General features: G+C 46.3%; 25 protein-coding genes. 9 read left to right on the top strand and 16 right to left on the bottom strand.

All coding sequences use genetic code 11. From position 1 onward, the window contains the following. Positions 1 to 96: 96 nt before the first annotated feature. Complete coding sequence (locus RS891_RS03215; RefSeq protein WP_315794403.1) at positions 97 to 453, bottom strand: FlxA-like family protein; 357 nt, start codon at positions 451 to 453, stop codon at positions 97 to 99. A gap of 465 nt (positions 454 to 918) precedes the next feature. Here RS891_RS03215 and RS891_RS03210 point away from each other — a divergent pair, with 465 nt between their 5' ends. The 6 genes from RS891_RS03210 to RS891_RS03185 all read left to right on the top strand — a co-directional run bounded on the left by RS891_RS03210 (position 919) and on the right by RS891_RS03185 (position 7,642). Then, entirely contained in the window at positions 919 to 1,776 is an 858-nt protein-coding gene (locus RS891_RS03210) for a carbohydrate ABC transporter permease (RefSeq protein WP_053779693.1), read from the top strand. Beyond that, positions 1,773 to 2,657 carry a carbohydrate ABC transporter permease gene (locus RS891_RS03205; RefSeq protein ID WP_113055035.1) on the top strand — a complete coding sequence of 295 codons (885 nt, stop codon included), beginning with the start codon at positions 1,773 to 1,775 and terminating at the stop codon, positions 2,655 to 2,657. Before RS891_RS03210 ends, RS891_RS03205 begins: the two co-directional genes overlap by 4 nt. A gap of 54 nt (positions 2,658 to 2,711) precedes the next feature. Further along, positions 2,712 to 4,094 (top strand): ABC transporter substrate-binding protein, encoded by a 1,383-nt coding sequence (locus tag RS891_RS03200; protein WP_315794402.1) that lies wholly within the window; start codon positions 2,712 to 2,714, stop codon positions 4,092 to 4,094. A 131-nt stretch (positions 4,095 to 4,225) separates the two neighbouring features. Then, a complete protein-coding gene (locus tag RS891_RS03195; RefSeq protein ID WP_063567785.1) occupies positions 4,226 to 5,233 on the top strand; it encodes a LacI family DNA-binding transcriptional regulator in 1,008 nt (335 codons plus the stop codon). A 33-nt stretch (positions 5,234 to 5,266) separates the two neighbouring features. Beyond that, the gene (locus RS891_RS03190) at positions 5,267 to 6,259 is read left to right on the top strand and encodes an N-acetylglucosamine kinase (protein WP_315794400.1); all 993 of its coding nucleotides are present in this window, start codon (positions 5,267 to 5,269) and stop codon (positions 6,257 to 6,259) included. 57 nt (positions 6,260 to 6,316) lie between these two features. Continuing rightward, positions 6,317 to 7,642, top strand: a complete 1,326-nt coding sequence (locus tag RS891_RS03185) for a 6-phospho-beta-glucosidase (RefSeq protein ID WP_315794399.1) — start codon at positions 6,317 to 6,319, stop codon at positions 7,640 to 7,642. A 258-nt stretch (positions 7,643 to 7,900) separates the two neighbouring features. Here RS891_RS03185 and RS891_RS03180 read toward each other — a convergent pair whose 3' ends face one another. Continuing rightward, positions 7,901 to 9,130 (bottom strand): family 8 glycosyl hydrolase, encoded by a 1,230-nt coding sequence (locus RS891_RS03180; RefSeq protein ID WP_315794398.1) that lies wholly within the window; start codon positions 9,128 to 9,130, stop codon positions 7,901 to 7,903. Between the two features lie 502 nt (positions 9,131 to 9,632). Here RS891_RS03180 and RS891_RS03175 point away from each other — a divergent pair. After that, on the top strand, positions 9,633 to 10,193 hold the full coding sequence (locus tag RS891_RS03175; RefSeq protein ID WP_315794397.1) for a hypothetical protein: 561 nt from the start codon (positions 9,633 to 9,635) through the stop codon (positions 10,191 to 10,193). A 202-nt stretch (positions 10,194 to 10,395) separates the two neighbouring features. Here the strand turns inward: RS891_RS03175 and RS891_RS03170 are convergent, their stop codons facing one another. Further along, entirely contained in the window at positions 10,396 to 11,085 is a 690-nt protein-coding gene (locus RS891_RS03170; protein WP_315794396.1) for a hypothetical protein, read from the bottom strand. Further along, the gene (locus tag RS891_RS03165) at positions 11,066 to 11,578 is read right to left on the bottom strand and encodes an RNA polymerase sigma factor (protein ID WP_315794395.1); all 513 of its coding nucleotides are present in this window, start codon (positions 11,576 to 11,578) and stop codon (positions 11,066 to 11,068) included. The genes RS891_RS03170 and RS891_RS03165 overlap by 20 nt, the downstream gene beginning before the upstream one ends. Positions 11,579 to 11,725: 147 nt before the next feature. On the opposite strand from RS891_RS03165, the gene RS891_RS03160 reads away from it, so the two are divergent. Continuing rightward, positions 11,726 to 12,307, top strand: coding sequence for an RNA polymerase sigma factor (locus RS891_RS03160; RefSeq protein WP_315794394.1), 582 nt, complete (start codon positions 11,726 to 11,728; stop codon positions 12,305 to 12,307). 636 nt (positions 12,308 to 12,943) lie between these two features. Here RS891_RS03160 and RS891_RS03155 read toward each other — a convergent pair. From RS891_RS03155 to RS891_RS03130, 6 genes are all read right to left on the bottom strand, one after another. Beyond that, a complete protein-coding gene (locus RS891_RS03155; RefSeq protein WP_315794393.1) occupies positions 12,944 to 14,164 on the bottom strand; it encodes a TraB/GumN family protein in 1,221 nt (406 codons plus the stop codon). Positions 14,165 to 14,336: 172 nt separating this feature from the next. Next, positions 14,337 to 15,632, bottom strand: coding sequence for an ABC transporter permease (locus RS891_RS03150; protein WP_113055041.1), 1,296 nt, complete (start codon positions 15,630 to 15,632; stop codon positions 14,337 to 14,339). Next, entirely contained in the window at positions 15,625 to 16,527 is a 903-nt protein-coding gene (locus tag RS891_RS03145) for an ABC transporter ATP-binding protein (protein ID WP_113055315.1), read from the bottom strand. Before RS891_RS03145 ends, RS891_RS03150 begins: the two co-directional genes overlap by 8 nt. Positions 16,528 to 16,547: 20 nt before the next feature. After that, positions 16,548 to 17,444, bottom strand: a complete 897-nt coding sequence (locus RS891_RS03140) for an ATP-binding cassette domain-containing protein (RefSeq protein WP_063567903.1) — start codon at positions 17,442 to 17,444, stop codon at positions 16,548 to 16,550. Between the two features lie 15 nt (positions 17,445 to 17,459). Next, positions 17,460 to 17,849 (bottom strand): GntR family transcriptional regulator, encoded by a 390-nt coding sequence (locus RS891_RS03135; RefSeq protein ID WP_079695916.1) that lies wholly within the window; start codon positions 17,847 to 17,849, stop codon positions 17,460 to 17,462. A gap of 92 nt (positions 17,850 to 17,941) precedes the next feature. After that, positions 17,942 to 18,682 (bottom strand): hypothetical protein, encoded by a 741-nt coding sequence (locus RS891_RS03130; protein WP_315794392.1) that lies wholly within the window; start codon positions 18,680 to 18,682, stop codon positions 17,942 to 17,944. Positions 18,683 to 18,912: 230 nt separating this feature from the next. Between RS891_RS03130 and RS891_RS03125 the strand changes: the two genes are divergently transcribed. Continuing rightward, a complete protein-coding gene (locus RS891_RS03125; protein WP_315794391.1) occupies positions 18,913 to 19,245 on the top strand; it encodes a hypothetical protein in 333 nt (110 codons plus the stop codon). Between the two features lie 107 nt (positions 19,246 to 19,352). Here the strand turns inward: RS891_RS03125 and RS891_RS03120 are convergent, their stop codons facing one another. From RS891_RS03120 to ctaD, 6 genes are all read right to left on the bottom strand, one after another. Next, positions 19,353 to 19,724, bottom strand: coding sequence for a hypothetical protein (locus tag RS891_RS03120; RefSeq protein WP_076290534.1), 372 nt, complete (start codon positions 19,722 to 19,724; stop codon positions 19,353 to 19,355). 126 nt (positions 19,725 to 19,850) lie between these two features. Next, positions 19,851 to 20,315, bottom strand: coding sequence for a DUF420 domain-containing protein (locus RS891_RS03115; RefSeq protein WP_315794390.1), 465 nt, complete (start codon positions 20,313 to 20,315; stop codon positions 19,851 to 19,853). Positions 20,316 to 20,351: 36 nt separating this feature from the next. Beyond that, on the bottom strand, positions 20,352 to 21,275 hold the full coding sequence (gene ctaG, locus RS891_RS03110; RefSeq protein WP_315794389.1) for a cytochrome c oxidase assembly factor CtaG: 924 nt from the start codon (positions 21,273 to 21,275) through the stop codon (positions 20,352 to 20,354). Between the two features lie 106 nt (positions 21,276 to 21,381). Beyond that, positions 21,382 to 21,702, bottom strand: a complete 321-nt coding sequence (locus RS891_RS03105; protein ID WP_076290536.1) for a cytochrome C oxidase subunit IV family protein — start codon at positions 21,700 to 21,702, stop codon at positions 21,382 to 21,384. 3 nt (positions 21,703 to 21,705) lie between these two features. After that, the gene (locus RS891_RS03100; protein WP_053779710.1) at positions 21,706 to 22,332 is read right to left on the bottom strand and encodes a cytochrome (ubi)quinol oxidase subunit III; all 627 of its coding nucleotides are present in this window, start codon (positions 22,330 to 22,332) and stop codon (positions 21,706 to 21,708) included. Then, a complete protein-coding gene (gene ctaD, locus RS891_RS03095; protein WP_376040367.1) occupies positions 22,329 to 24,179 on the bottom strand; it encodes a cytochrome c oxidase subunit I in 1,851 nt (616 codons plus the stop codon). Before ctaD ends, RS891_RS03100 begins: the two co-directional genes overlap by 4 nt. Between the last annotated feature and the right edge of the window lie 6 nt (positions 24,180 to 24,185).

Below are 24,185 nucleotides of genomic sequence, written 5' to 3'. Positions count from 1 at the left end.
GGTCTTTTGGTTGAGCCAATCTGCTATAACTTATGAATTAGCTCGCTCGTTTAAAATATTTTATATTCAGTTTTATAGTAGGTTCTGTATTATATCTTATATCCGAATATCAAATCGGCCATTGCTGTCCGTCGTTGCATTGGCAATTTCTTGCGGGGATGCTGCTTGCATTCCATTGGCTGGTGGTTTGGCCGGCGGCGCTTCTTTGGTTGCGGTTGTACCGCTGCTCTGGGAACTTTGCTGCGAGATTTGAGCTTCGATTTGCTTGATTTGCTGCTGTATCTGCTTCGTTTTGGTCTCCTTGGTTTTCTCATCGTCCTTGCTGGATTGCACTTTCTCCAATTCGGCCTCAAGCTTCGTCTTTTGTTTTTCCAACTCGCTTGTGCTGTTCGAACTCGATGAAGATGTGGATATGTAGGATGTCGTGGAACTTGCTGCTGAAGAAATATTCATCGTTGATCTCCTCCTCTTTCTTGGTTCCACTATATCCCATACAGACGATAGGAACGTTAAATTCAACTGAAAGGTTGCTGAATGATTGGCTGCCGGCCATTTCTAGTTTTTCGATCAAAGCTACCGAGTCATTTCGTGAATTTCGGATGGCTGGAATATCCGCCCCAAACCTTTCTATTTGAGCCTTTGTCAGGCTTTTTGAAAGAACTTCCGAAAAGCCAATAAAGGTAGCGCTTACAAACATCCAAAAAAAGGGTTGCTAATTGAGAAACCATCCACTATGATAATCTCATCAGTCCGGATAATAAAGTTAAAGCACTTTAACTTTCAACTACATAACATCAAATGAAACCTTTTATTTATGGGATAACTCAATTCTGAAAGTTAAAGCGTTATAACTTTATATCAAATAGAAAGGTTGGTGTTTATGTGACCCATCGCGAAAGCCGGCGGCAGACATTTTACATGTACCTCTTCATCTCTCCATGGCTTATCGGTTTCTTCGTGTTTGCCTTGTATCCGATTCTGTCATCCCTTTATTACAGCTTCACGGACTATGACATTATCCACCCGCCGAAATATGTCGGACTCGCGAATTACAAAGAAATGTTTCAAAATGACCTGTTTTGGAAATCTGTTGTCGTAACGGTGCGCTATACCTTTATCAGTGTACCGATCCAGCTGCTGCTGGCACTTGGATTCGCTCTCCTTCTCAATGCGAAAATACCGTTCCGCGGATTTTTCCGCACGGCCATGTATTTTCCAAGCATGGTATCCGGCGTCGCCATGTCCTTGCTGTGGTACTGGATTTTCAACCCATCGATCGGTCTGTTCAATTACGTGCTGTCCTGGTTCGGCATTAGCGGCCCAGCCTGGCTCATGAGCCCCGATTATGCCCTTTACGCTCTGATGATTATGTCCTTCTGGACGGTGGGCTCAGGCATGATTCTGTTCCTTGCGGGACTTCAAGGCGTTCCTTCAAGCCTCGTGGAAGCCGCCAGGCTTGACGGTGCGGGACGCTTCCGCATTTTCCTGAACGTGACGCTGCCCATGATTTCACCGGTACTTTTGTTCCAGCTGATTATGGGTGTCATTGATTCCTTCCAGGTATTTACACAGGCTTATGTAATGACCCAAGGGGGTCCAAACTACTCGACCTGGTTCTATGTTTACAACCTGTACACCAGCGCCTTCAAGGAATACAGGGCAGGCTACTCCTCGGCACTCGCTTGGGTGCTGCTGATCGTCGTCATGGCGTTTACGGCGCTCATTATTAAACTCTCGAACCGTTATGTTCACTATGAAGGAGGCGGACGCAAATGAGTACGATTCCGACTGCCGGACCAGGGGCTTCACCTTCTGTGAATAAACGCCGGCGCAAAATTGACGCGTTCAGCATTGCCAGCTTCATTGCCCTGGTGGTCACCACCTTTCTTATGCTGCTCCCTTTGTTTTTCATGGTCTCGACCTCCCTGAAATCAAAGAAGGAACTGCTGACGTTTCCTCCGACCTTTCTGCCAGAATCCTGGCAGTGGAGTAACTACAGAGAAATTTTCGATACGCTGAACTTCGGTCAAATGTATATGAACAGTCTCATTATCGGCATTTTGACCGTTGTTGGCACCCTGTTTTCGTCAGCGCTTGCAGGCTATGGTTTCGCCAGATATCGGGGCAAGGGCAGCAACCTGTGGTTCATGCTCATGCTCAGCACCATGATGCTTCCATATCCGGCGATTATGATTCCGCAGTTCATTCTCTTTTCCAAGCTGAACTGGATCGATACCTTCCTGCCGCTGATTGTCCCTGCGTTTTTTGGTTCGGCATACAACATCTTTTTGCTGCGACAGTTCTTCTCCACGCTTCCGGATGAGCTGTTTGACGCCGGACGCATCGATGGCTGCAGCGAGTTCCGGATGTGGCGACAGATCGCTTTGCCTCTATCCGGTCCGGCACTTGCAACCGTTGCGATTTTTGCCTTCATCTACAGCTGGAACGATCTTTTGACACCAGTGCTCTATTTAAGCTCATCGGATAAGTTTACGCTTCCGGTCGGTATGTCTTCCTTCACATCTTCTCGTTTCCGAATTCCGCCGTGGCATCTGCTCATGGTTGCCTCCGTGCTCGCCATGCTGCCGATCGTGACTCTGTTTGCGATAGCCCAGAAGCGGTTTGTAGAAGGAATTGTACTTACAGGCATCAAGTAAAAGCTCCGCCGCAGGGGCGGCAAAAAAACTTGAATATATGGGGGACTGTCATTCATGAAAACGATAGGGATCAAAAAGTCTTTTACACTTTTGCTTGCGACCAGCATGCTCGTCGTATTGGCATTGTCCGGCTGTAGCGGCGGCAAATCAGCGGGGGATGTCGTACCCGGTAACGATGGCGATAGCGCTAACTCAGGTGGGCAAGTAACCATAACGCACTACACCATCGATTCCGAGGATCGCACCTTTATCGAAAAGCTCGTTCCGGATTTTGAAGCCCAACATCCAAATATTAAGGTAAAAATCGAGAAAGCTCCTTACGAGCAGTTCGACAGTAAACTCCAAACTTTGATTGCCGGGGGCAAATCACCTGACGTCACAAGCCATTATGGATACGGCGGTTTTGCAGAGTATTACAACAAAGACATGCTGCTCGACATGAACGACATTATTAAGGAAGACGGATTTAAAGCGTCCGACTACAACATTCCGGATGATCTTATGAAAATCTACACCGTCAAAGACCAAGTCTACGGTATTCCGGTCAACATGTACGTCTCTCTGATGCTCTACAACAAAGACATGTTCGACGCTGCCAATGTTCCTTACCCTCCAAGCGATTACGAGGACAAGAGCTGGACGTTTGACAAAATGGTCGAAGACGCAAAGCAAATGACGCATGTATCCAATGACATTGCCAAAACTCAATATGGCGTTGACTTCACATGGTCCGAGCGCGATATGCGCCCGCTCTATTTCGGAGCTGAACCCTACTCCCAGGATACCTGGACCAACGGCGGCGTACCATCTGAGACTCATTTCGATTCGCCTGAAGTCATCGCAGCCTATAACAAGCTGTTCAACCTGATCTTAAAAGATAAAGTGTCTCCGACAACGGAATGGAGCAAAAGCGTAGCGGGCCAAAACGGCGATGCATTCGTAACCGGCAAGGTCGGTATGACCGTCAGCGGCTCATGGAGCCTTGCGGGCTCCAATGACTTCCCTTTCAAGGTTGGCGTAGCCGCAGTGCCTGCCGGCGGCAATGACAAGGTCCGCAGCGTGCTTTTCGTCGATCCACTCTTGATTCTGAAGGGCTCCAAACATCCGAAGGAAGCTTTTGAATGGATCAAGTATCTCGTCAGCGACGAAATTCAGGAAAAATCCATCGAACTGAGCGGTGGCAACCCTCCTGTAAATACGAAAGCAGCCGAAACCTATTACAAGCATTTTGATGGCATCGATGCGGCTGATGTGAAGAAGGTTTACGAAGGTGCTGTAGAATACGGATTTGAGTCCTATAACCACCTGATCACCCACTATTCTCAGATCAACGACATGTTCATCAACGAGATGCAGCCGATCGATACCGGACACAGTACCGTTGAAGAAGTAATGCCGACGATTCAGAAAAAGGTCATGGAAATTATCAAACGTTAACGCTAAACATTGTGCCGTCCCGCAAGGGGCGGTGCATCTATCAAATTAGCTTCGCGGCTAAGCCTCCGTACATGTATACTAATGTTAAGTCAATATAAAGTACGGAAAATCTGCCGCAAGGAGAATAAACAATGAAGGTTAGTATATTTGATGTTGCAAAGAAATCAGGGCTGTCCGTCGTAACGGTCTCTCGCGTCTTAAACGGTGCAGAATCCGTGCGAGAGAAAAATAGGCAAAAGGTTCTGGAGGCTATCAAGGAGCTCGATTACCATCCCAACGCTGCTGCGCGGAGTTTAGCCCGCGGTAAAACAGGAATCGTCGGATTGATCATGACCACTCTACAGGACTCCTTCTTCGACACCGTCGTTAAAGAGCTGAACGAAGTGCTTGCACTTCATGGCTATTTTCTTGCTGTTTCGGTCTCTACCGGCATTGGCTCCGATGAAACCCATTACCTGATCCAGGAGGACCGGGTAGACGGACTTATTCTGCTCTCGCCGATGGAAGAGGATAACTACATTGTGGAACTGAAGCGTCGCAATATTCCTTATGTCCTCATCGACAATCAGAAGCCGGAGAATGATACTTTTTCGGTAACAATCGATAACTATAAAGGCGGCTATGCCGCTACGAAGCATCTGCTTGATCTCGGCCATACCTCTATCGCGCACTTGAGCGGACAGAATATGTTCCGCAGTACGAGGGAGCGCCGCAGCGGTTTCCTGCAGGCACTTAAGGAAAAAGATCTGGCTCCGTTTGAAATGATCACGGGCGATTTCGAAATCGATTTTGGTTATGACATCTGCCGTAAATGGCTGCGAGAGGGACGCCTTCCTTCGGCGGTGTTCGCGGGCGATGACCATATTGCGCTCGGGGTCGTGAACGCCCTCATGGAAGAAGGCATCAAGGTGCCTGAACAGGTAGCTATCGTCGGCTATGACGATCAATATATTTCATCCAAGCTGCACCCCCATCTGACAACGGTCCGGCAGCCTGCCGACCGCATTGGGGTCGCCGCTGCGGATATGCTGCTGAAACGCATGGACGGTACGATGAAACGTGGGGCTAATGTAAGGATCGATCCTGAACTCATCGTGAGAGAATCTACTGGATCACCAACAAAAGGTACGACCGGATAAAAAATATAAACTTATATATAGGAGTGACGACCATTGGCTTACTACTTGGGAATCGATGGGGGAGGAACAAAAACATACGCCCTGCTGACCGATGACTTCGGCAATGTGCTTGGCAAAGGCGTGGGCGGCAATGGCAATCACCAGATTGACCACGCCTTGGCCGCACAAAGCATACGGGAAGCTGCAGAAGGAGCTCTGAACGAGGCAGGACTGCGGATTCATGAAATCTCGCACACCTATTTCGGACTTGCAGGAGCAGATCGGGAAGTCGATTACCGAATCCTGCACCCTCTGGTTCAGGGAATCGGATTCACCCAGAATTACTCGATTAACTGTGACACCATGATCAGCCTGCGCGCAGGCACAAACCGACCTTACGGGGTCGCACTGATATGCGGCACAGGTACCAACTCCGCAGGCCGCAATCCGGCAGGAGAACATGTGCAGGTCGGCGGTTTTGATTATATGTACGGCGATTTCGGCGGTGGCGGTTCCCTCAATATTGAGGTGTTCCGCTCTGTCATCCGTTCTTGGGACGGCCGTGAGCAGCCAACACTCCTGACTCCCCTGCTGCTGAACTTCCTTGGATATAACAGTGTCAGCGATATGTTCGAGGACTTCCAGGATAACAGCAAGCATGTGCCTGTCCATGCAGCGAAGCTGCTGTTTGAAGCTGCCGCCGAGGACGATGCTGTAGCTCTGGAAATTCTGAACCGTCAAGGAGTAGAGCTTGGCAAATCAGCGGCTGCGGTGATCCACAAACTTGGAATGGAAAATGACGCCTTTGACGTTATACTGGCAGGAAGTCTGCTAACAAAGGGAGATCGAGGATGGATTCGCAACAAGGTTGAACAGGCTGTTGCAGCCGTCGCTCCGAATGCGACCACTGTAACTTTGGCAACCGAGCCCGTTGTCGGTGCCTTATGGTCTGCTATGGATGCAGGCGGACATGCGGTAAGCCAGGATGTGTATAACAAAATGCGGGCCTTCCGCGATTTCGAATATATTAAACAAACAACAAGATAAACGTCAATAATCAATGCCCATCATCAATAATTCTTTAAAAGACTGGAGTGTGCAAAAATGGAAAATGAACAAGGACTTAAAATAGCGGTAATCGGTGGTGGATCTTCCTATACTCCGGAGCTTGTTGAGGGGTTCATCCTCCATCATGCCGAGCTTCCTGTAAGAGAGCTGTGGTTGGTCGATATTGAGCCGGGAGAGCGCAAACTGAATATTGTCGGCAACTTGGCCAAACGTATGGTGGAGAAATCGGGTCTGCCGATTGAAGTTCATTTGACGTTCGACCGACGCGAAGCCATCAAGGGTGCGGACTTCGTCAGTACTCAAATGCGTGTCGGCATGCTTGACGCCCGTGGCCGCGATGAATCCATCCCCCTGAAATACGGCGTAATCGGTCAGGAAACCACCGGACCCGGAGGCATGATGAAGGCGCTGCGGACGATTCCGGTCCTGCTTGATATCTGCCGTGATATTGAAGAACTCGCTCCTAATGCCTGGCTGCTGAACTTTACGAATCCGGCGGGGATGGTCACAGAAGCCATTCTGAAGTATTCCAACGTTAAAAGCATTGGTCTCTGTAATGCACCGATCGGCCTAATCAAGCAGACCTCAGCCAAATACGGCGTAGAAGCGGACCGCATCTATGCCGAGTTTGTTGGCCTGAACCATCTCCACTGGATTACGCGTATTGATGTGAACGGAGAAGACAAACTGAACGACATGCTGGCTGATACATCCGGTTATAGCGCAAAGAACGTGCCTGCACGGGAGTGGAATCCGGAATTCCTGCAATCCCTGCGTGCTCTGCCTTCCTACTATCTGAAATACTTCTATATGACCGACGCCATGCTTGAGGAGCAGCTGGAATCCTTACAAACAGGCGGCAACCGTGCGGAAGTGGTTAAACGCGTCGAAGAAGAACTGTTCAAGCTATACAATGACCCGGACCTGAAAGATAAACCGAAACAGTTGGAACAGCGAGGCGGCGCCTTCTATTCCGAAGCAGCCGTGAACCTGATGCGTTCACTCTACAACGGAACAAATGACATTCAGACGTTGAACGTAGCCAATCAAGGCATCATTGATTTCCTGCCAGACGATGCCAGCATTGAAGTCAACTGCGTGGTCACCAAAACCGGTCCACTGCCCCTGCCGCTAACCAAGGTTCCTCCAATGGCCGTTGGACTGATTCATGCGGTTAAAACCTATGAGCGCCTCGCCATCGATGCTGCCGTGACCGGCGATCGTGGATTGGCCATACAAGCATTGGCCCATCATCCTCTGGTCCCTTCGGTCGAAGTGGCGATTCAGATGCTGGATGAAATGCTCGAAGCCAACAAGGAATATTTGCCGCAGTTCTTTACTGAATCTGCAGCTAATGCATAATTCGGCTATCATCCATTCGTCCTGATACCCTAAGAAAACGTCTATGGACGTACTTTCACCCTAAACGAAACCGTCATATTCCAGGATTCCTGAGATATGGCGGTTTGTTGTTTTTAGGCATTTTCCTATCTATATCACTTGCTCAAATCAATCATTAAATCATTCTCCGTAGCCTAGCTCCATCCCATAAAAAAGCAGGCAGGGAGAGCTAATCCCCCTGTCTGCTTGCATAGGAGCAATCAACGGATTATAAGCTGCTTAGTATGTCCACCAGTTGCCGGACATCACGATCATGGAGAACAGCTTGATGCTATCTTCATAGTAGCCTTCATTGGAACTGCCGGCCGTTTTGGTCCAGACGGAATTCAACCAGTTTTGATTCACGTACGAGGTCATAGCGCTGACCCCAAACGGTGCATAGAACGCGCCGCTGCCGCCGGAACCTGTAACCGTGCCGTTGAGTTTATAACCATCCTTTACGTTGCTAGGGTTACCGCTTACTTTGGCTGAGATCCAGCTATTCATTTGATTGAGCTGATTGAGTGCCCGGCTGTCACCAGTCATCAGGTAATCCGTTGCAATCCGCCAAGGCGTACGGCATGAGTTGTAATCGTAGCTGCCGTCATTCGCCCCTTCCAGGAAATTGGCTGAAGCCGGCTTGTATGTCGAGCCAGACAGAACGACGAAGTCTGGAAGCAATCCGGTTGATGAGCTGTAGCCGTTGTATAAGGAGTTGACAATGGTGTAGGTTTTGTCGATCACGTTCGCCCATCTGGCATCACCCGTTGCCGCCTGGAACGCCTTCAAGTGATTCAGCATAAAGTCCGATGGACGGGTAGCATTTTTGAACGTGTTGTCCGTTGCCCAGTCGCCAAGACGCAGCGTCCATTGGGACTGATTCACGTCACTTTGCATGATGGCATTGATGATGTCCTTGCCGGCCTGAAGGTAGTTGATACTGCCGCTGCTCCCCCACTGCTTGTCCGCAAGCAGGAGCGAATAAGCAATGTCCATGTCTCCATCCGTGGCTGAATCGGCGCCCTCAATGTTCTGGAAGCTGCTATTTTGTTTCCATGCCATCAGTTTCGAATTGTTGGCGCTCGGATGAGCCTTATAATATTGATAAAGTCCGTCGAAATAGGTCTGTGCACTGCCGTCATAACCAGCCATTAGAACCGTTGCCAGCATTCCGTACCCATGTGCCTCAGATACGGTATCCCCGTTGGACTGATATTTCACATAATACTTGCCTGTGCCCGCCGTTTTCAGATAAGCTGATTTCCAGCTGTCCCATTTCGCTTTAACGGAGCTGTCCATCGCACTTTGCGTAACATGATTAGGCTTGATCGAGCCGCTGGTATATGTCGTGTGCTGCGGGAACGGCTTGTTTGGAGCTGCGAAAGCAAAGCTCGCCGGAATCAGAAGAAAAGCGAGACAACACATCATAACAGCCTTGCTGCTAACCGAAAATCTCCTATTTTTTCTCATAAATTTACGCTCCTTTTAGATCGAAATGGGTCTTGATCCATGACATAACCTTTAAGCCGAAAACTCAAATGCGGCATCGTGAAGGAAAAAGTGTGATTCATTATTGGCCTTGCGAGATACAATCACCTCCACCCTAAAGTTAAAGCGCTTTAACTTTTAAAACACTTACATTTATTTTAATTGTTCTTCTAATATTTGTAAATAGACATTTCCGAGATTGCTTCTAAAGTCCTGATTCGACATTTTACAGTAAAAAAACGTATGTAAAATGATACAAAACAGATGGATGGCTATCCTTTTTTGTATACCTCCACAGATTATGAGAGCACAAAAAGTAATAATCGTTTCTTTTTTATAACAAAAATAAAATAAAACGTTATATTTTTCAATTTATTGCAGTCTATATTTATAGATAGTCTATCACAAGAAACTTCAGAGGGGTTGCTCTCCTTTGAAACCAACATCTGAAAGAGCAAAAATATACCATGGAGGTTGATTAGCTTTGAAAAAGAAATTGTTAAGTGTAGGTCTAGCCACTGTAATGGGACTTTCTTTACCTGCTGTAATTTCAGCTAGTCCAGCTACAACTACAACTGCCGTTGAAAGTTCCGTAGTAGCCAATGATTCTATCGTACTTAATGGAGAAATAGGGACAGTTATTGAGCACGGTGGATTAACTTTTGTTCGAGTTGAAAGCACTCCTGAACCTACAGAACCTATTATTACACCTTTTGCCAGCAAAACGGATTTCTCAATATCTCTATCCGGTACAGAGAAATCGCAAGCATTCACGCTTGATAAAGATTATCCATATGTGAAGGTATATATTAACAATACTTCTTCAAGTGGTCACATCATATTTACCATAACGAAAAATTCAAGCACTGGCTCGGTTGTAAGTGGAAGCAGTGTAACTATTCCAGCCAACGCAGCTTGGAATGTCTACAGCACAAATGCTTGGACTGCTGGAACCTATTACGCTAACTTTACATCAGGCAAGACAGGTTTGAGTGGTTCAGCCTATGCAAGACTAGCCTCAACCTACGCTGAATTGGATATTTAAAAGAGACGGGACTTTCCCAAAAATCTAAAAATCATGTCAGTGTAGAGAAGTAACTCGAAATGTACAAAAGAAGCCCTCCCCCAAATGGTTGCTCGACACTTCCATTTTTCAAAGGGAAGGCTTTTTTTGTTTTACATTTTGTGAGAAAAAGGGCATTCTGTAATTCTTCCACTTATGAGAAAGCCCTTATTCCCTTTAAAATTTATTTTTCATATTCACTCCAGTATTTCAGTAAATATTTTTGTAACATCTCATCAAGATCACCCTCTCCATCAGATGCGTCAGTTTCAGCAGACATAATTGCAGTTGCCAGAGCCCCGCTGATCCCTCTGCTACCGCCACTCAGTCCATGTTCAGGCAACCATTCAAATTGAGAATACCAACGTTCTGAATAATCCTTAGAGCCCCCTGCATTTTTGACTACGTAAACCCTGTGCAAAATGTCGGAATTATTATAATAATCGTAGTAGAAGTAGCCTTTGTCTAATAGGGAATTCGCGATATTGATTTTTTCACCGTTTATGTCCAGAATTAACTCCTCTCCATCTTCTTCAACCACCCACGCACCTTCTTTTCCGCTGACCCCTACAAAAACCTCACCTTCGTCATTAGAATGGATTTTAATCGTATCTTCATTAGCAAACAGGATTTGATTCACTTGATTTTTAATCAGGGTTATGATTTTCCCATCTGTAGCTGCATATGCTGTCGCGGATACAAGAAGGAAGAACACTGCTACCAAGGAAGCTAGTATCCTACTTCCCCCCCACGTATTCACACTTGTTTTTTTACGTGAGGCTCGAAATTGCACGTTTATTTCGCTCCGCATTTTCTCCTTCTGTTTCTCGCTTGGTCCAACTGCTTCAAAAGCATCATGGATAGGATTTTTCATAAAAGCCTCCTAAAGTAAATTTCAATCGTTTTCTTCCTGTAGATAATCTCGTTTGAATCGTGCTTTCCTTATCACCTAATAACGAGGAAATTTCCTTAACAGGATATCCTTCAAAATAGTAAAGAAAAAGCACTATTTTGTATTTGGCAGGCAATTCAAGAAGTTTTTCCAGAACATTTCCTGATAACTCATATCCAATTTTAGAGGGCAGATCCGGCAAAGACTCCACATCCACTTTACGAACTTTCCACCAACTTTTTAGAATATCCTTGCAATGGTTTTTTGTCGTCAGAATAAACCATGCTTTCTCATGATTACGATTAGAAAAAGTGATATCCGAATCTAGTAACTTTAAAAATATGGACTGAACAGCATCCTCTGCATCAGCGGTATTTTTTAAATATACGTAGCAGAGCCGGTAAACCGTATCAACGTTGCGTTTGTAAATATCATCAAAAAAAACTTCCTTATTCCCCGGTGCAACTCCTTCCATTTCTTCACCTCCACTTATAAAACGATTGAGAACATTAAAATATCCTATAATCATAAAATTCTTTTTCTTTTTTTAAAAACATTGGAATTAAAACCCTTTTGTTATATAATTAATACATAATTTACCTTTAATTCTCTGGAGGTACCTGTGAATAGTTGCTCTTACTTATTTCAAACGTCCTTTGATAAGCTTTCTCCACAACTGCAGGAATTGGCCTACCGATCTTTTTATAATCTTGTCTATAAAGATATTCTGTATTTCCTGCATGATCATTCACTTACAGAAGATGTTATTCAAGAATCTTTTTTGAAAATCATCAGAATCGTACATAAATACAAAATTGAAAGCTACCCCGCTTGGATGAAACAGGTTACTCGTCACATTGCTATTGATTACTTCAATAAGACAAATAAAAGTTTTCAGACAATTAGTTTGGATTCCGTCATCAGAGTAGTGGAAAATGAATTACAATCACGTTTAGAGCAAGTCAGTGTTGCTACAACCGTAGAGAATAATATAAGGAATGAATTGCTCCATCAGAGCATTCTTGAATTGCGCCCCTCTCACCAAATTATAATTAGAATGTTTTATATTGAAGATCTATCCTATAAGGAAATAGCTTCTACACTCGACCTGTCTGAACAAGCCGTAAGCCAAAAATTAGCTAGGGCACGAAAAAAATTACTTCTGAATTTTCAAAGAAAATGGGATGACTTCTATGAACCGTGAAAAATAAAGAAAAGACCCTACAATCACAGCAACATTGAAGTAACAAGCTCGGGTAACTACCGCTCACTCAGGCTTCAGTTCATCGACGCTGTTTGGAACCTCCTTTAATACGTCCAGATTATTGTTTATCATTTGTTAGTTGTTGTTGTTTGTTTAATTATGTATTTACAACTTCTTACTCAAGTCACACTAACCACAATCATCCAAGTGTTTAATGAAGCAAACCTCTTTAATCGTTAACTATCCGTACGTTAGATTAATTCGGAATTGTTTCTTTGATCTTCTTTTTACACACTTATTCCTATAACTCTGTTCTATAGTATCGAATATAATGAAAGTTAGAAATGCTCCCTTAGTTTCGATTTATTCATCATTAAACTCCCTCACTTTGAAATGATTCTGAAATTGAACACAGGTGATTATCTGGCTCCTCCTTAAAATCCATACTTATCCTTAATCCAGCTGTACATCAAACCTCCATTCACTCATAGATGGACGATTACTACTTTCTTCGCAGGCATACAAAAATCCCCTCAAGCTTCCAATGCTTGAGGGGATTTTAACGATCTTCTTTTTTCACTATTGTCTACCAGGTGGGAAGAATATCAGGCTCCCATAAAAGGAGCTCTGATTCTCTTATTTTCTATTCACTGAATATCCTTTATCTTTCAGCAAGTTCACGATCCCATGATCGCCCAAGTAGTGCGCTGCACCAACCACGATGAAATACTCTTCACCCTTGCCGTTTTTCAGGTAACCATCAATTTTATCTGCCATACCGATGTTGCGATCAGTGAGCATTGCTTTGTTGTATTCTTCATCATCAGAGAAGCTGTTCGTCAGCTTCAGCAGTTGCTCGTCATTTCCCGTTTTCCACATTTTGGCCATTTGATTCACGCTGTCATCCAACACATCGAAATTGTCCAAAGTCGCTTTCAATGTTTTCTCTTGCAACTCTTTCGAGAATTTATTGAACATTCCCAATTGGGATTCATAGGATTCCAATTCGATCACCGGAAGTTTGCGCTCGATTGCCTTCTGGATGAAGTACAGATCAACCCCCGCAGATGCGTCATAACCGGCTTTCATAGATTTCAGGCTGGTCAGTGTACTCTCCACCACCCAAGGCTTGAAGGTATCCAGGGCGTTCGCTTCCAATCCACTTTTCTTCAAAATATCGCCCAGTTGAGTATACGTCTCACTGGAGATGTGATCTTTCAGTGTTGAGCCATCCTGATACGAGCCCAGATCCAGAACAATCTTCTGCTGCGCTTCATCAGCCGCTTTGCTGATATCGATCTCTACGCCCAGATAATCAGCCTCGGCAAAAGCTTCTTCAAACTCCTTACGCAATGGATAAAAGCTTTCATCCGCAATATGCATAGAACCTACCAGGTACACGGTGTTGCCGTTGCTTTCGACTTCCCACATGAAGCCACGTCCACCGGTTTGAACAGTTTCTGTTTCGTCACCTTTGGAAACCAGCAGCACTGTGCGAGTAGCAGCATCCCAACGGACCTCATAACCAGTTGCATCCCCGACAATACGAATTGGCGCGTACGTTACGCCATTAATGCGTGTAAGCTTGCTCTTCAAAGTAATCGTTTTGCCGTTAACTACGGCTGTAATCGTATCATCTGTTGCTGTCGTCAGTTTCACATCCATCGCATCCAGCGTGGAACGCAGCGGAACAAGTGTTGTTCCTTTATTGTTAATCGGTGCACCCGTCGTGTATTCAACCGTTTCGTCATTCACCTTTACCGATGTCTCTTGCGGAGAGGCCATAGCCGGTACTGCGGATGCGAGCAAACCGACCGATATAGTTAGGGATAAGAGCATGCGTTTCCAGTTTTTCATATTATGTATTCTCCTTTAAGAATGAAATAATGAAAAGATATATTCACTAGAAGAGAAATTAGAGATGGGTGCCACACCGACTTTCTTTAGTGCAGCACCTGCTCCTATTAAATTATTTTACTGCGAAATCCAAACACTACACGCAAGCAGCAGCAGCGTTCGTAAACTTGGATCAGATCTTATACGCCTTCATCGCTTTAAACAATTCCTTAAATGTTGGGCGTTTACCATACATCAGCACACCTGTACGATAAATTTTCGCTGCAAGCCAGCCGAAGATCATAATGGATACCACGAGAATGGCCAGGGACGTCCAGATCTGCCAGGTTGGCGCAACGCCTGCACCAATCCGTACCAGAATTGCCGTTGGCGATGTGAACGGAATGAAGCTTGCTACTTTCAAGAGCAAAATGTTCGGTGTAGCAATACTGAAGATCGCAATATAGAAGGAAACCAGGGACAACATCGTAATCGGCAGCACGGCCTGACCCAGTTCTTCTGTCCGACTCACCATGGAACCAATGGCCGCAAACATCACCGCATACAGGAAGTAACCCAGAATGTAGAAGATGAGTCCATATACAATGACTGCGATGTTCACATCACTCAGATTCATATTGAAATCGCTCAATACATCACGGTTATGCGGTAACAGCATATTGCCGGCAACTACTGCACCGAAAATACCGATTTGCAGCAAACCTACCATGAAAATACCGATGATTTTACCAAACATCTGACTGAGCGGGGATACACTCGTGATCAAAATCTCCATGATACGCGAGCTCTTCTCGGCCGTAATCTCGGAAGCAATCATATTACCTGTCATCATCGTTGATGTGAACAACAGGATAATCAGCAGGTATACCACAATGTAGTTGATGCCACTCATCGTACCTTCCGACTCCGCAGCAGCTCCGCTTTGGCCAGAATCCAGGCTTTGCTCTGTCAGTTTTACTGGCGTACTGATGAGCTGTTTTTGTTCCGCCGTGAGTGTATCCTTCACCACGACATCCAGCTTCACAATTTGCAGTGCAGCTTCAATCGGTGCTATAACCTGCGGGGAGATATCTTCGCTTGAATACAAGACAGGTTGTGGGAAGTCTTGCCCTGCAACAGGTTCAAACTTCAGGTACCCATCCAAAAGCTCCGACTCCACATCAGCTTTGAGGGCCGCTTCATCTTTACTCGCGTCGTTAACAAAACGATACGTCTGATTGCCTTGTGCGGAGGCGTATGTCTCCAGCTTCTCGGCTACCTCCGTTTGTCCCGTGCTCAGCAGACCGATATTCACCGGATTCGCGCTTGAGCCTCCACCAATGGGACCCCCATTAAATAACGTAATGAAATATGGAATATTGAGTCCAATCGTAATTAAAAGTGCAAGTACAATAGTCGTCACCATGAAAGACTTCGTTTTTACTTTATTTTTGAACGTAAATCCGATAATAGTCCCCATTTTATTCATTCGACTCACCTACCTCACGAATAAAGATTTGGTTAAGCGTTGGTTCCTTGATTTCAAAATGTTCAACAGTCGTCTGAGCCATGGCTGCTCTCAGAATTTCCTGAGCAGCTTCCATCTGACCAATATGGATCAGGTATCCACGCTCATTTTGCTCTACCTTTTTCACACCTGGCAGCTGTTCCAAGCCGCCCACATTACCCGTAGTGCTCAGGAATACATGCTCACGTGGATAACGGCTCTTGATCTCTTTAATCTCTCCTTGCACAACTGTATTGGAGCGATGCAGAATTGTGATCTGACGACATAATTCTTCAACGTGCTCCATACGGTGTGTCGAGAACAGAATGGCTGTGCCTTCGTCACGCAACTCCTTCACCGTGGATTTCAGCAATTCCACGTTGACCGGATCGAGTCCGCTGAAGGCTTCATCCAGAATGAGAATTTGCGGTCTGTGCACTACTGCGGCAATAAAGCCCATCTTTTGCTGATTGCCTTTGGATAGTTCCTCAATCTTTTTGTCGTAATACTCCGGCACTTCGAATCGGTCCAACCAATACTTCAGGCTCTGATCCGCATCCTTTCCATTCATGCCGCGCAGGCGGGCCAGATAGTTGATCTGTTCACTGACCTTTACCTTTGGGTACAAACCGCGCTCTTCCGGAAGATATCCCATAATCTGCTGTAATTCTGTGCTATAGGGTTTGCCGTTGTACTTGATATTTCCTCCATCCGGGTGGATCAGCCCCAGCACCATACGCATCGTTGTTGTTTTACCAGCACCGTTGGCTCCAAGCAGACCGTAAATCTCCCCTTCTTGTACATTAAGTGTCACACCATTCACTGCTGTTTTGTCTGCGTATTGCTTGACTACCTGCTTCAATTCCAATCGGTTCATCATTTATCGTCTCCCTTCGGTTATTTCCACTGTACGGGTGCATACCCGGCAATCCAGAAAGCCAATACTTCATCCAGTTCCAAGTTCCGGATTTTCAATACCCGGTTATTTGCCAGCTCCAGCCTTTCCTGCGCTTCGCTGACCCGGGTTGTAATGACGCGAACCAGCCCTCTCTCTTCAGAAGAAGATTCCACAACACCAGGGATGCTCTCTGGTCGCAAGTCCCCTTCATACCAGACTTCTTTCCACTGATCGAGCACCATATCTTTCTCGGCCATCCCCAGCGACTGACCACGGTGCATCAATACGATGTAATCTGCAAGCCTTTTAACTTCGTCCGCAATGTGTGTGGCAATCAGAATCGTGGTGTCTCCCTCAGCCATGAAAGTACGGAACTGCTCGACCATCACTTTCCAGGCAAAGGGGTCCAATCCGGATGAAGGCTCATCCAAAAGCAATAGTCTTGGGCGAGCTGCGATTGCAGCAGCGATCTCGAATTTCCGTCGTTCTCCCTTGGACATCTTGTTCAGCTTCACATCAACAGGTACTTCCATATCGTGAATCAGTTGGTTGAACAACTTCATATCCCAACGCGGGTACCAGTAGGCCCGGAAATCAGCTGCTTCCTGTGCAGTAATCCGGTTCTCTTCGAGCCCCGCGTTATCAGCCACAAAACCGATCTGTTGTCTCAATTCAATGGGAAGCGGCCCCTCATGTTCCTTCCCAAACCATATAATTTGCCCGGCATCAGGCAGTACCACTTGTTGCAGCATGTTAAGAAGTGTGCTTTTGCCTGAACCGTTATGACCGAGAATAGCAACTACATACCCTTCCGGGATGGTCAGATCGATCGGGCCAATAACTCTGCGTTTTCGCATTTTGGATACACCGTTCAACTGAACTGCGATGGGTTCCATGTATGAATCACTCCCTCACTTCGAGTAAACTGCCCTAAGGACTTCCCGGAACAGACTCTCCAGTTCTTCTTCCGTACATCCTACCGATTTTCCGGACTGCACCGCTGCCTGCATCGCTTCCTGTGCGGCCTTCAATCTATAATTCTCTCTGTCGCCGGCTTCTACCTGGGCCACAAATGTACCCGTCCCCTGCTTCGTACGAAGCAGGCCTTCATTCTCCAGATCCTGATAGACCCGTCTAACCGTTATAACACTGCAATTCAGTGATCCGGCGAATTCGCGAATGGACGGCAAATGTGTCCCCTCCCCCAACTGACCTGTAACAATTAACGATCTTAACTGATTTTCAATTTGGTGGTATAAAGGTTCAGCGCTATTTTCATTAATTTGAATGGGTATTTTCACATCTTGCACCTCGCCCTCCGGTACACTCCAGTCTGCTACCTGTCCGTGCCGGTTTCATCCTGTATTCATTTTTGCGTTCATCCCTCATACCGTTAACTCAAATCCCGAGTGGAAAGTTTCTTCAGCGTCAACCGACTGAAAAGCCATAATCCTGCTATGCCAGCCACCAAAGCAACCCACATAATCGGGGAGAGCAGCCCCCATGATTTACTCATATCAATTACAATCGAAAATCCGTAACGGCCCGACGTTCGGATCAGCAAGGATATGATGATTGTAAGCGGCAAGAACAGCGAACTGAGAAGCAAATATTTTTTACCACTGTGCAAAAACTCTCCGTAAATATATAAACCTGTCATGAGAAGTCCGTAACCTGTACAAGTTATACCAAAGGCCAGGTACTGATCCCACCGGAACCCTTCCTCTTGCAACCCGACAACGTACAGTGATCCATAGAAAAAGATACCATTATACGTAAACGCCATCAGAGACTGCTGAAGTCTCGACCACATCACTGTCTCGTTTGGAATAGGAAGTCTGCGATAGTAGGCCAACATCTGTGTATAGGAATCCTCCTGTATGTAACGGAAAGATCGTCTGCTGAACACGAATCCCTGAAATGGCACCATGATCAAAAAGAAAGTATCTACAACAGGATTAATGAAATCGGTCTTCTGTTGTCCTAATAACATTACACCACTCATGCCGCCAGTGTAGATCATAAAAATTGCAGTCCACAGCCATTGGAGCTTATCCTTGTTCATCTCACTGCGGGTCAACCAACACGCCTGCTTCCATGCGCTCATATCATTGCCTGCCTTTCCATCTGTCATTGGAACTCCTTGCTCACTGTATCTACTGTATATATCATTATACACAATATATAGACCCCTCCCTATTCTCGTCAACCCCTTATTTTCCTGAATCAGGAAGAATGGATGGGGTTCATGTCAGAGTTACGGTAAAATAAAACTTGATTCTGAACATACAATCATTCATTGTAAAATCATTCGTTCAACTTATAGAGATACTGCAGAGATAGATAGAAAGGATTGATTCACCTATGGATTGGCTAGTTGAGATCGGGTTTGTGCCCCTCTTCCTTATCGTGGTCATCTGGCTCATTGTTCGCGACGAACCCAAGCGGCATTCTGCCCAAAAAGACAGACATCGTGTGCGGCGTAACAACGGTTACACCGACTCATCTCCTGCGTACCCGGTCATTACCACCAATGATGACTCCTATACTCAACATTCCAAACACACTCATGATCACAAGCATCATGATGGTGATTCTTTTTCGGAATCTAACCATCATCACAGCAGCGATAGCGGAAGCAACAACAACAGTGGTGGAGATAGTGGTGGTGGCGACAGCGGCGGCGGCGGCGATTAAAATGACTCCTCAAACCAAAAAAAGAGCTGTATCCGATATTGTGCGAACACAATTCGGAACAGCTCTTTCCTTTTTCCCGGCACCTGAATACAGAAGAGGTTTAATCCTTAAACGAGGTTGTAGCCACTTGGCAGGCTGCGATTACTGCGAATCGCACGAATTTCGGCCAAAGTAAGCCGTTGATTGGTGGAAATCAAAGATTCCACATCATTGCCACGAATCAGATCATCCAAATCTCTCAAGTTGGTGTTCCCACGAAAGACGCGGAATCCGCCTTGAAAGTTAGGTCTCGTAAACACAACCAACGTTGCATTCGAACTTGTCGAGAAGAAACGCAGGCTTTCTACCCCACCCAGGATGTTGTCCAGATTACGGAGACCCGTGTTACCACGATATACTCTGCTTCTTCCGCGATAACCCTCTTCTGAATACACCGTGAGACGTGGATACGTTTGACTGACATGGACTGTTTTTTTCATTTGTTTTCCCCCTCTCGATCTCATTCTATGAACGAATGCGAGAGGAAGCTTGGACCAATCAACGGGTGGATACATCCATTTTCATATTTTCATAGGGTCTGGATTCTTGTTTACTGTACTAGACGATTATACCCCCAGGATAGCTTCCCATACTGGACGTGTGTGTCCGCCCGGATACAGCAAGTACAACAGAACGTATACAATAACACCTGTGATGGCGCTGCTGAACCAGATCATGGATGTGAATCGCCCCCAGCGGCGATGTGTCTTGAATTTCTTTTTGAAACCAAGCACCAAAGTGGAAATGCCGAAGACCGCTGCCACCGTGGCAAGGATAATATGAAAGATCAGAAATATTCGATAGAAAATCTCCATCTCCGGGTCCCCACCCCAAGCCGTATTCCCGACAAAGATGGTACGAGACATATAAATGACAAAGAACAGAAGGGCAGCAATGGCCCCTGCAATCATCGCGGTTTGGTGCGCCTCCCGTTTGCCACGGATAATTAGCACCCAGCCAATGCCAACCAGCACTGCGCTAATCACAATGAAAGAAGTACTGATCGTGGGTAGCAGAAAATACATATCCATCGTGTGTTTCCCCCTCTTGTCCAAACAAAACTTGTGTTATTTCGCTGCAGGATTAAGCGGTCCTCCCGTTTTCTCTACAGGGTATAGATCATCATCATCTTCCCGTTTTTCCTTGCGATACCATTGGAAAAAGACATACGCCAGCATGGAAACGAAGATGCCTTCCTGTATGAATTTCATCAAAATACCGCCCACCTGCTGATCCTCCTTCGCAGAGGATAGGAAGTTGAAGAACGCCGGTCCACCGAACGATCGCAGCAACGCCGTGGAATCTCCGGATACACAATACCGCATCGCCTCAGCCCATACGGCAGGATTGCTGTAGGTCGCATATAAAGGTTCGGAAGCAAAAATAATCAATCCACAAGCTGGTGTCAGAAGCACCATGTTCAGAAAAATAAATCCAATCTTGGACAATCCCGACGCTTGTCTACCTTCCGGCAACGGATTAAGCAGCGTCCACCACATCAGCATGGAAGTAATAAAAAGTACAATGTAATACAAACGATGAACCGTAAAATTTAACATCACGTAATCATGTACCACGGGTAGATGATATAACGAGAACAATCCGTTAAACAGCACAGCCGCCACGATTGGATGCGCCAAAAAAGATAACTGCCGTGTCGGCAGGCACCGGATGATCCCGCGCCATACCCAGAGGGGCAATCCCTTCATCAGTAACGGTGGAGCTACCAGATAGGACAGAGCCATACTCACCATATGGAAGCTGAACATTACATGACCCAGCAGATTGAATGGCCCCGCTTGTGCAAGATACAACACCGTAAGCCCTGTGATAAACATCATTTTCTGTGCAACCGTGGCCTGATCTGCCCCCTTGATCCGCTCACTGAAAGGACCAACGAGCACCAGATAAGCTGCGGCAATGAGCAGAAACAACGCCAGAATAAGTGGACTCCATAAATCGTTGAAACTAAAATATTGCAACCCGAGCATACGGGAAACCTCCCCGTGACCTGATTTGGTTGTTGCCTGAATCCATTGACGGATTGGTTCGCCTAAAAGGGGAAAAGACGGCGACACTGCGCCGCCGCCATCTCTTTTACCACCAAACCCAATAGAGTGCCATAATAATGCACGTAAAAGCTACGAAAAATCCGAAACACATGAACAGGATCGGCATCAAATGCCCTTTATCCTTCAAGTGCATCCAGTAACCAAGCTGTACAAACACCTGCAGGATCGCCATAACCACCAATATAATAATGGTAAAGGTCGTATTCACTCCTCCCGCGGCAGCAGCCGCGAACGCAATTAGCGTCAGGACGATCGAGAAAATAAAAACAACGACGTGTTTCTGTGGCCCTTCCGCCCGGTGACGATGCTTCACAGGCTGCTGATCACTCTTATCCTGTACCGACATGTGTTACCCCACCTTTCCGAGCAGGTACACGACCGTAAAGATAAACACCCAGACCACGTCAATAAAGTGCCAGTACATTGCGGAGACGTATACTTTAGGTGCAGTTACGACCGTTAATCCTTTTCTGAACAGTTGCCCAATAATGAGCCCGATCCACATAATACCAAATGCAACGTGAGCACCGTGGAACCCAACCAGCGTATAGAACGCTGAACTGAATGCACTTGTGGTCATGCCGAACTCTTTATGTTTCACATATTCATAGAACTCGTAAATTTCCAGACCGAGGAATCCTAGACCCAGTACCACGGTGATGCCAAGCCAGAGAGCAAGAGCATTGCGCTTGCCCTTATGCATAGCCTGGATGGCAAATACACTTGTCAAACTGCTGACCAGCAGAATAAAGGTCGCTGCAGCCACGAGAGGCAGATGAAACAATTCATTCGCCGTCGGTCCGTCATTCGTTTGCCCACGGAGGGCCAAAAAGGTTGCGAAGAGGGTTCCGAACAATACGGTCTCGCCGCCAAGGAACAACCAGAAGCCGACAAGCTTGTTGCGTCCTTCGAGCGTTGCTTTCTCCGGCTCATGCGGCAATTTGCCGTTTACCGGTTCGGCATGTGAAGTTGTCATGTTCTAACCCCCTTCTCATCCTGATCCTCCGGTTCAATATGCCAGCCATGATCATCATAAAGTGACCGCAGCGCCATCGCACCAAATGTAATCAGAAGGCCAATAATGACCACAATATAATTGTTGAACAATCCGTTCATAAACGCATTGCCAAAATCATCCTTGCTGAACATGAGACCAAGTCCGGCAATGAATATACCGACAGACATAACAAACGGCAGTGGAGTCGCTGACGGCATATGGATCGAACCTACAGGTTCCGCCGGTGTCATCTCCGTATGTCCTGCCATCTTTTCCTTCCAATACGCATCGATTCCACGTACCAGAGGCGTCTGCTTAAAGTTGTATTCCGGCGGTGGAGATGGAATCGACCATTCCAACGTACGACCATCTTCCCACGGATCATTCGGTGCGTCCGCTGGTTTTCTCGTTGTGATCACGATGTTCACGAGGAACATGATAACCCCAACACCCATCAGGAATGCACCAACGGAGCTGACCAGGTTAAGCAGGTCAAAATCCTGATTCGGCAAGTATGTAACGATCCGGCGCTGCATCCCCATCAATCCAAGGAAATGCTGCACGAAGAACGTTAATTGGAAACCGATCATGAACGTCCAGAACGTCCATTTACCAAGCGTTTCGCTCAGGACACGACCGAACATCTTCGGCCACCAGTAATGTAGTCCCGAGAATAAACCTAGCACCAATCCACCAACGATAACGTAATGGAAGTGAGCGACAACAAAATACGTATCATGGAACTGGAAATCCGCAGGCGCAGAGGCCAGCATGACACCAGTTACCCCACCCATAACGAAGGTTGGAACGAATCCAACGGCAAACAGGTTTGCCGCTGTAAAACGGATCTGTCCTCCCCACATCGTAAAGAGCCAGTTAAATATTTTGATCCCTGTTGGTACAGCAATCAGCATGGTTGAGATCGAGAACAATGCATTGGCGACTGTTCCCAGACCTGTCGTAAACATGTGATGCGCCCATACCATGAATCCTAAGAAGGCAATCAGGATGGTTGCAAATACCATGGAGCTGTAACCGAACAATCTTTTACGTGCAAAGGTTGGAATAACCTCCGAGATAATACCAAATGCCGGCAAAATGAGAATGTATACTTCAGGGTGCCCGAAGATCCAGAAGATATGCTGCCAGAGTACCGGGTTACCGCCACCTGCAACATCGAAGAAATTCGCTCCCAGTATACGGTCAAACGTTAACAGTACAAGTCCTACCGTAATGGCAGGGAATGCAAAAAGGATGATGGCTGATGTAATAAATGTGGTCCAGGTAAACATCGGCATCCGCATATAGGACATTCCCGGCGCACGCATCGTAATGATAGTCGCGAGAAAGTTAATACCCCCGATGAGTGTCCCTAGACCGGCGATCTGGAGACCTATCGTGTAGAAATCCACACCGTGCGTCCCACTGTACTCGCTGCCAGAGAGTGGCGTATACGAAGTCCAGCCTGCATCCGGTGCCCCTCCCATCACCCAACTCAGATTCAAGAGCAGTCCGCCAAACAGGAACGTCCAGAAACCAAGCGCGTTAACAAAAGGGAAAGCAACGTCCCGTGCCCCAATCTGCAAAGGCACAACGGCATTCATAACGGCAAAAATAATAGGCATGACACCAAGGAATATCATTGTTGTTCCGTGCATCGTAATCAATTCGTTGAAGACCTGCGCCGACACAAAATCATTCATCGGTTTCATGAGCTGAATCCGAATCAAAATGGCTTCAATGCCGCCGATTCCAAAGAAAAATCCACCTGCAATTAAGTAGAGCACGGCAATTTTTTTGTGATCGACGGTGGTAATCCAATCCATCAAGCC

Source organism: Paenibacillus sp. BIC5C1 (assembly GCF_032399705.1).
Lineage (GTDB): Bacteria > Bacillota > Bacilli > Paenibacillales > Paenibacillaceae > Paenibacillus > Paenibacillus taichungensis_A.
The sequence above is the reverse complement of the archived record's forward strand: the minus strand, read 5'-3'. Positions and strand labels throughout refer to the sequence as shown.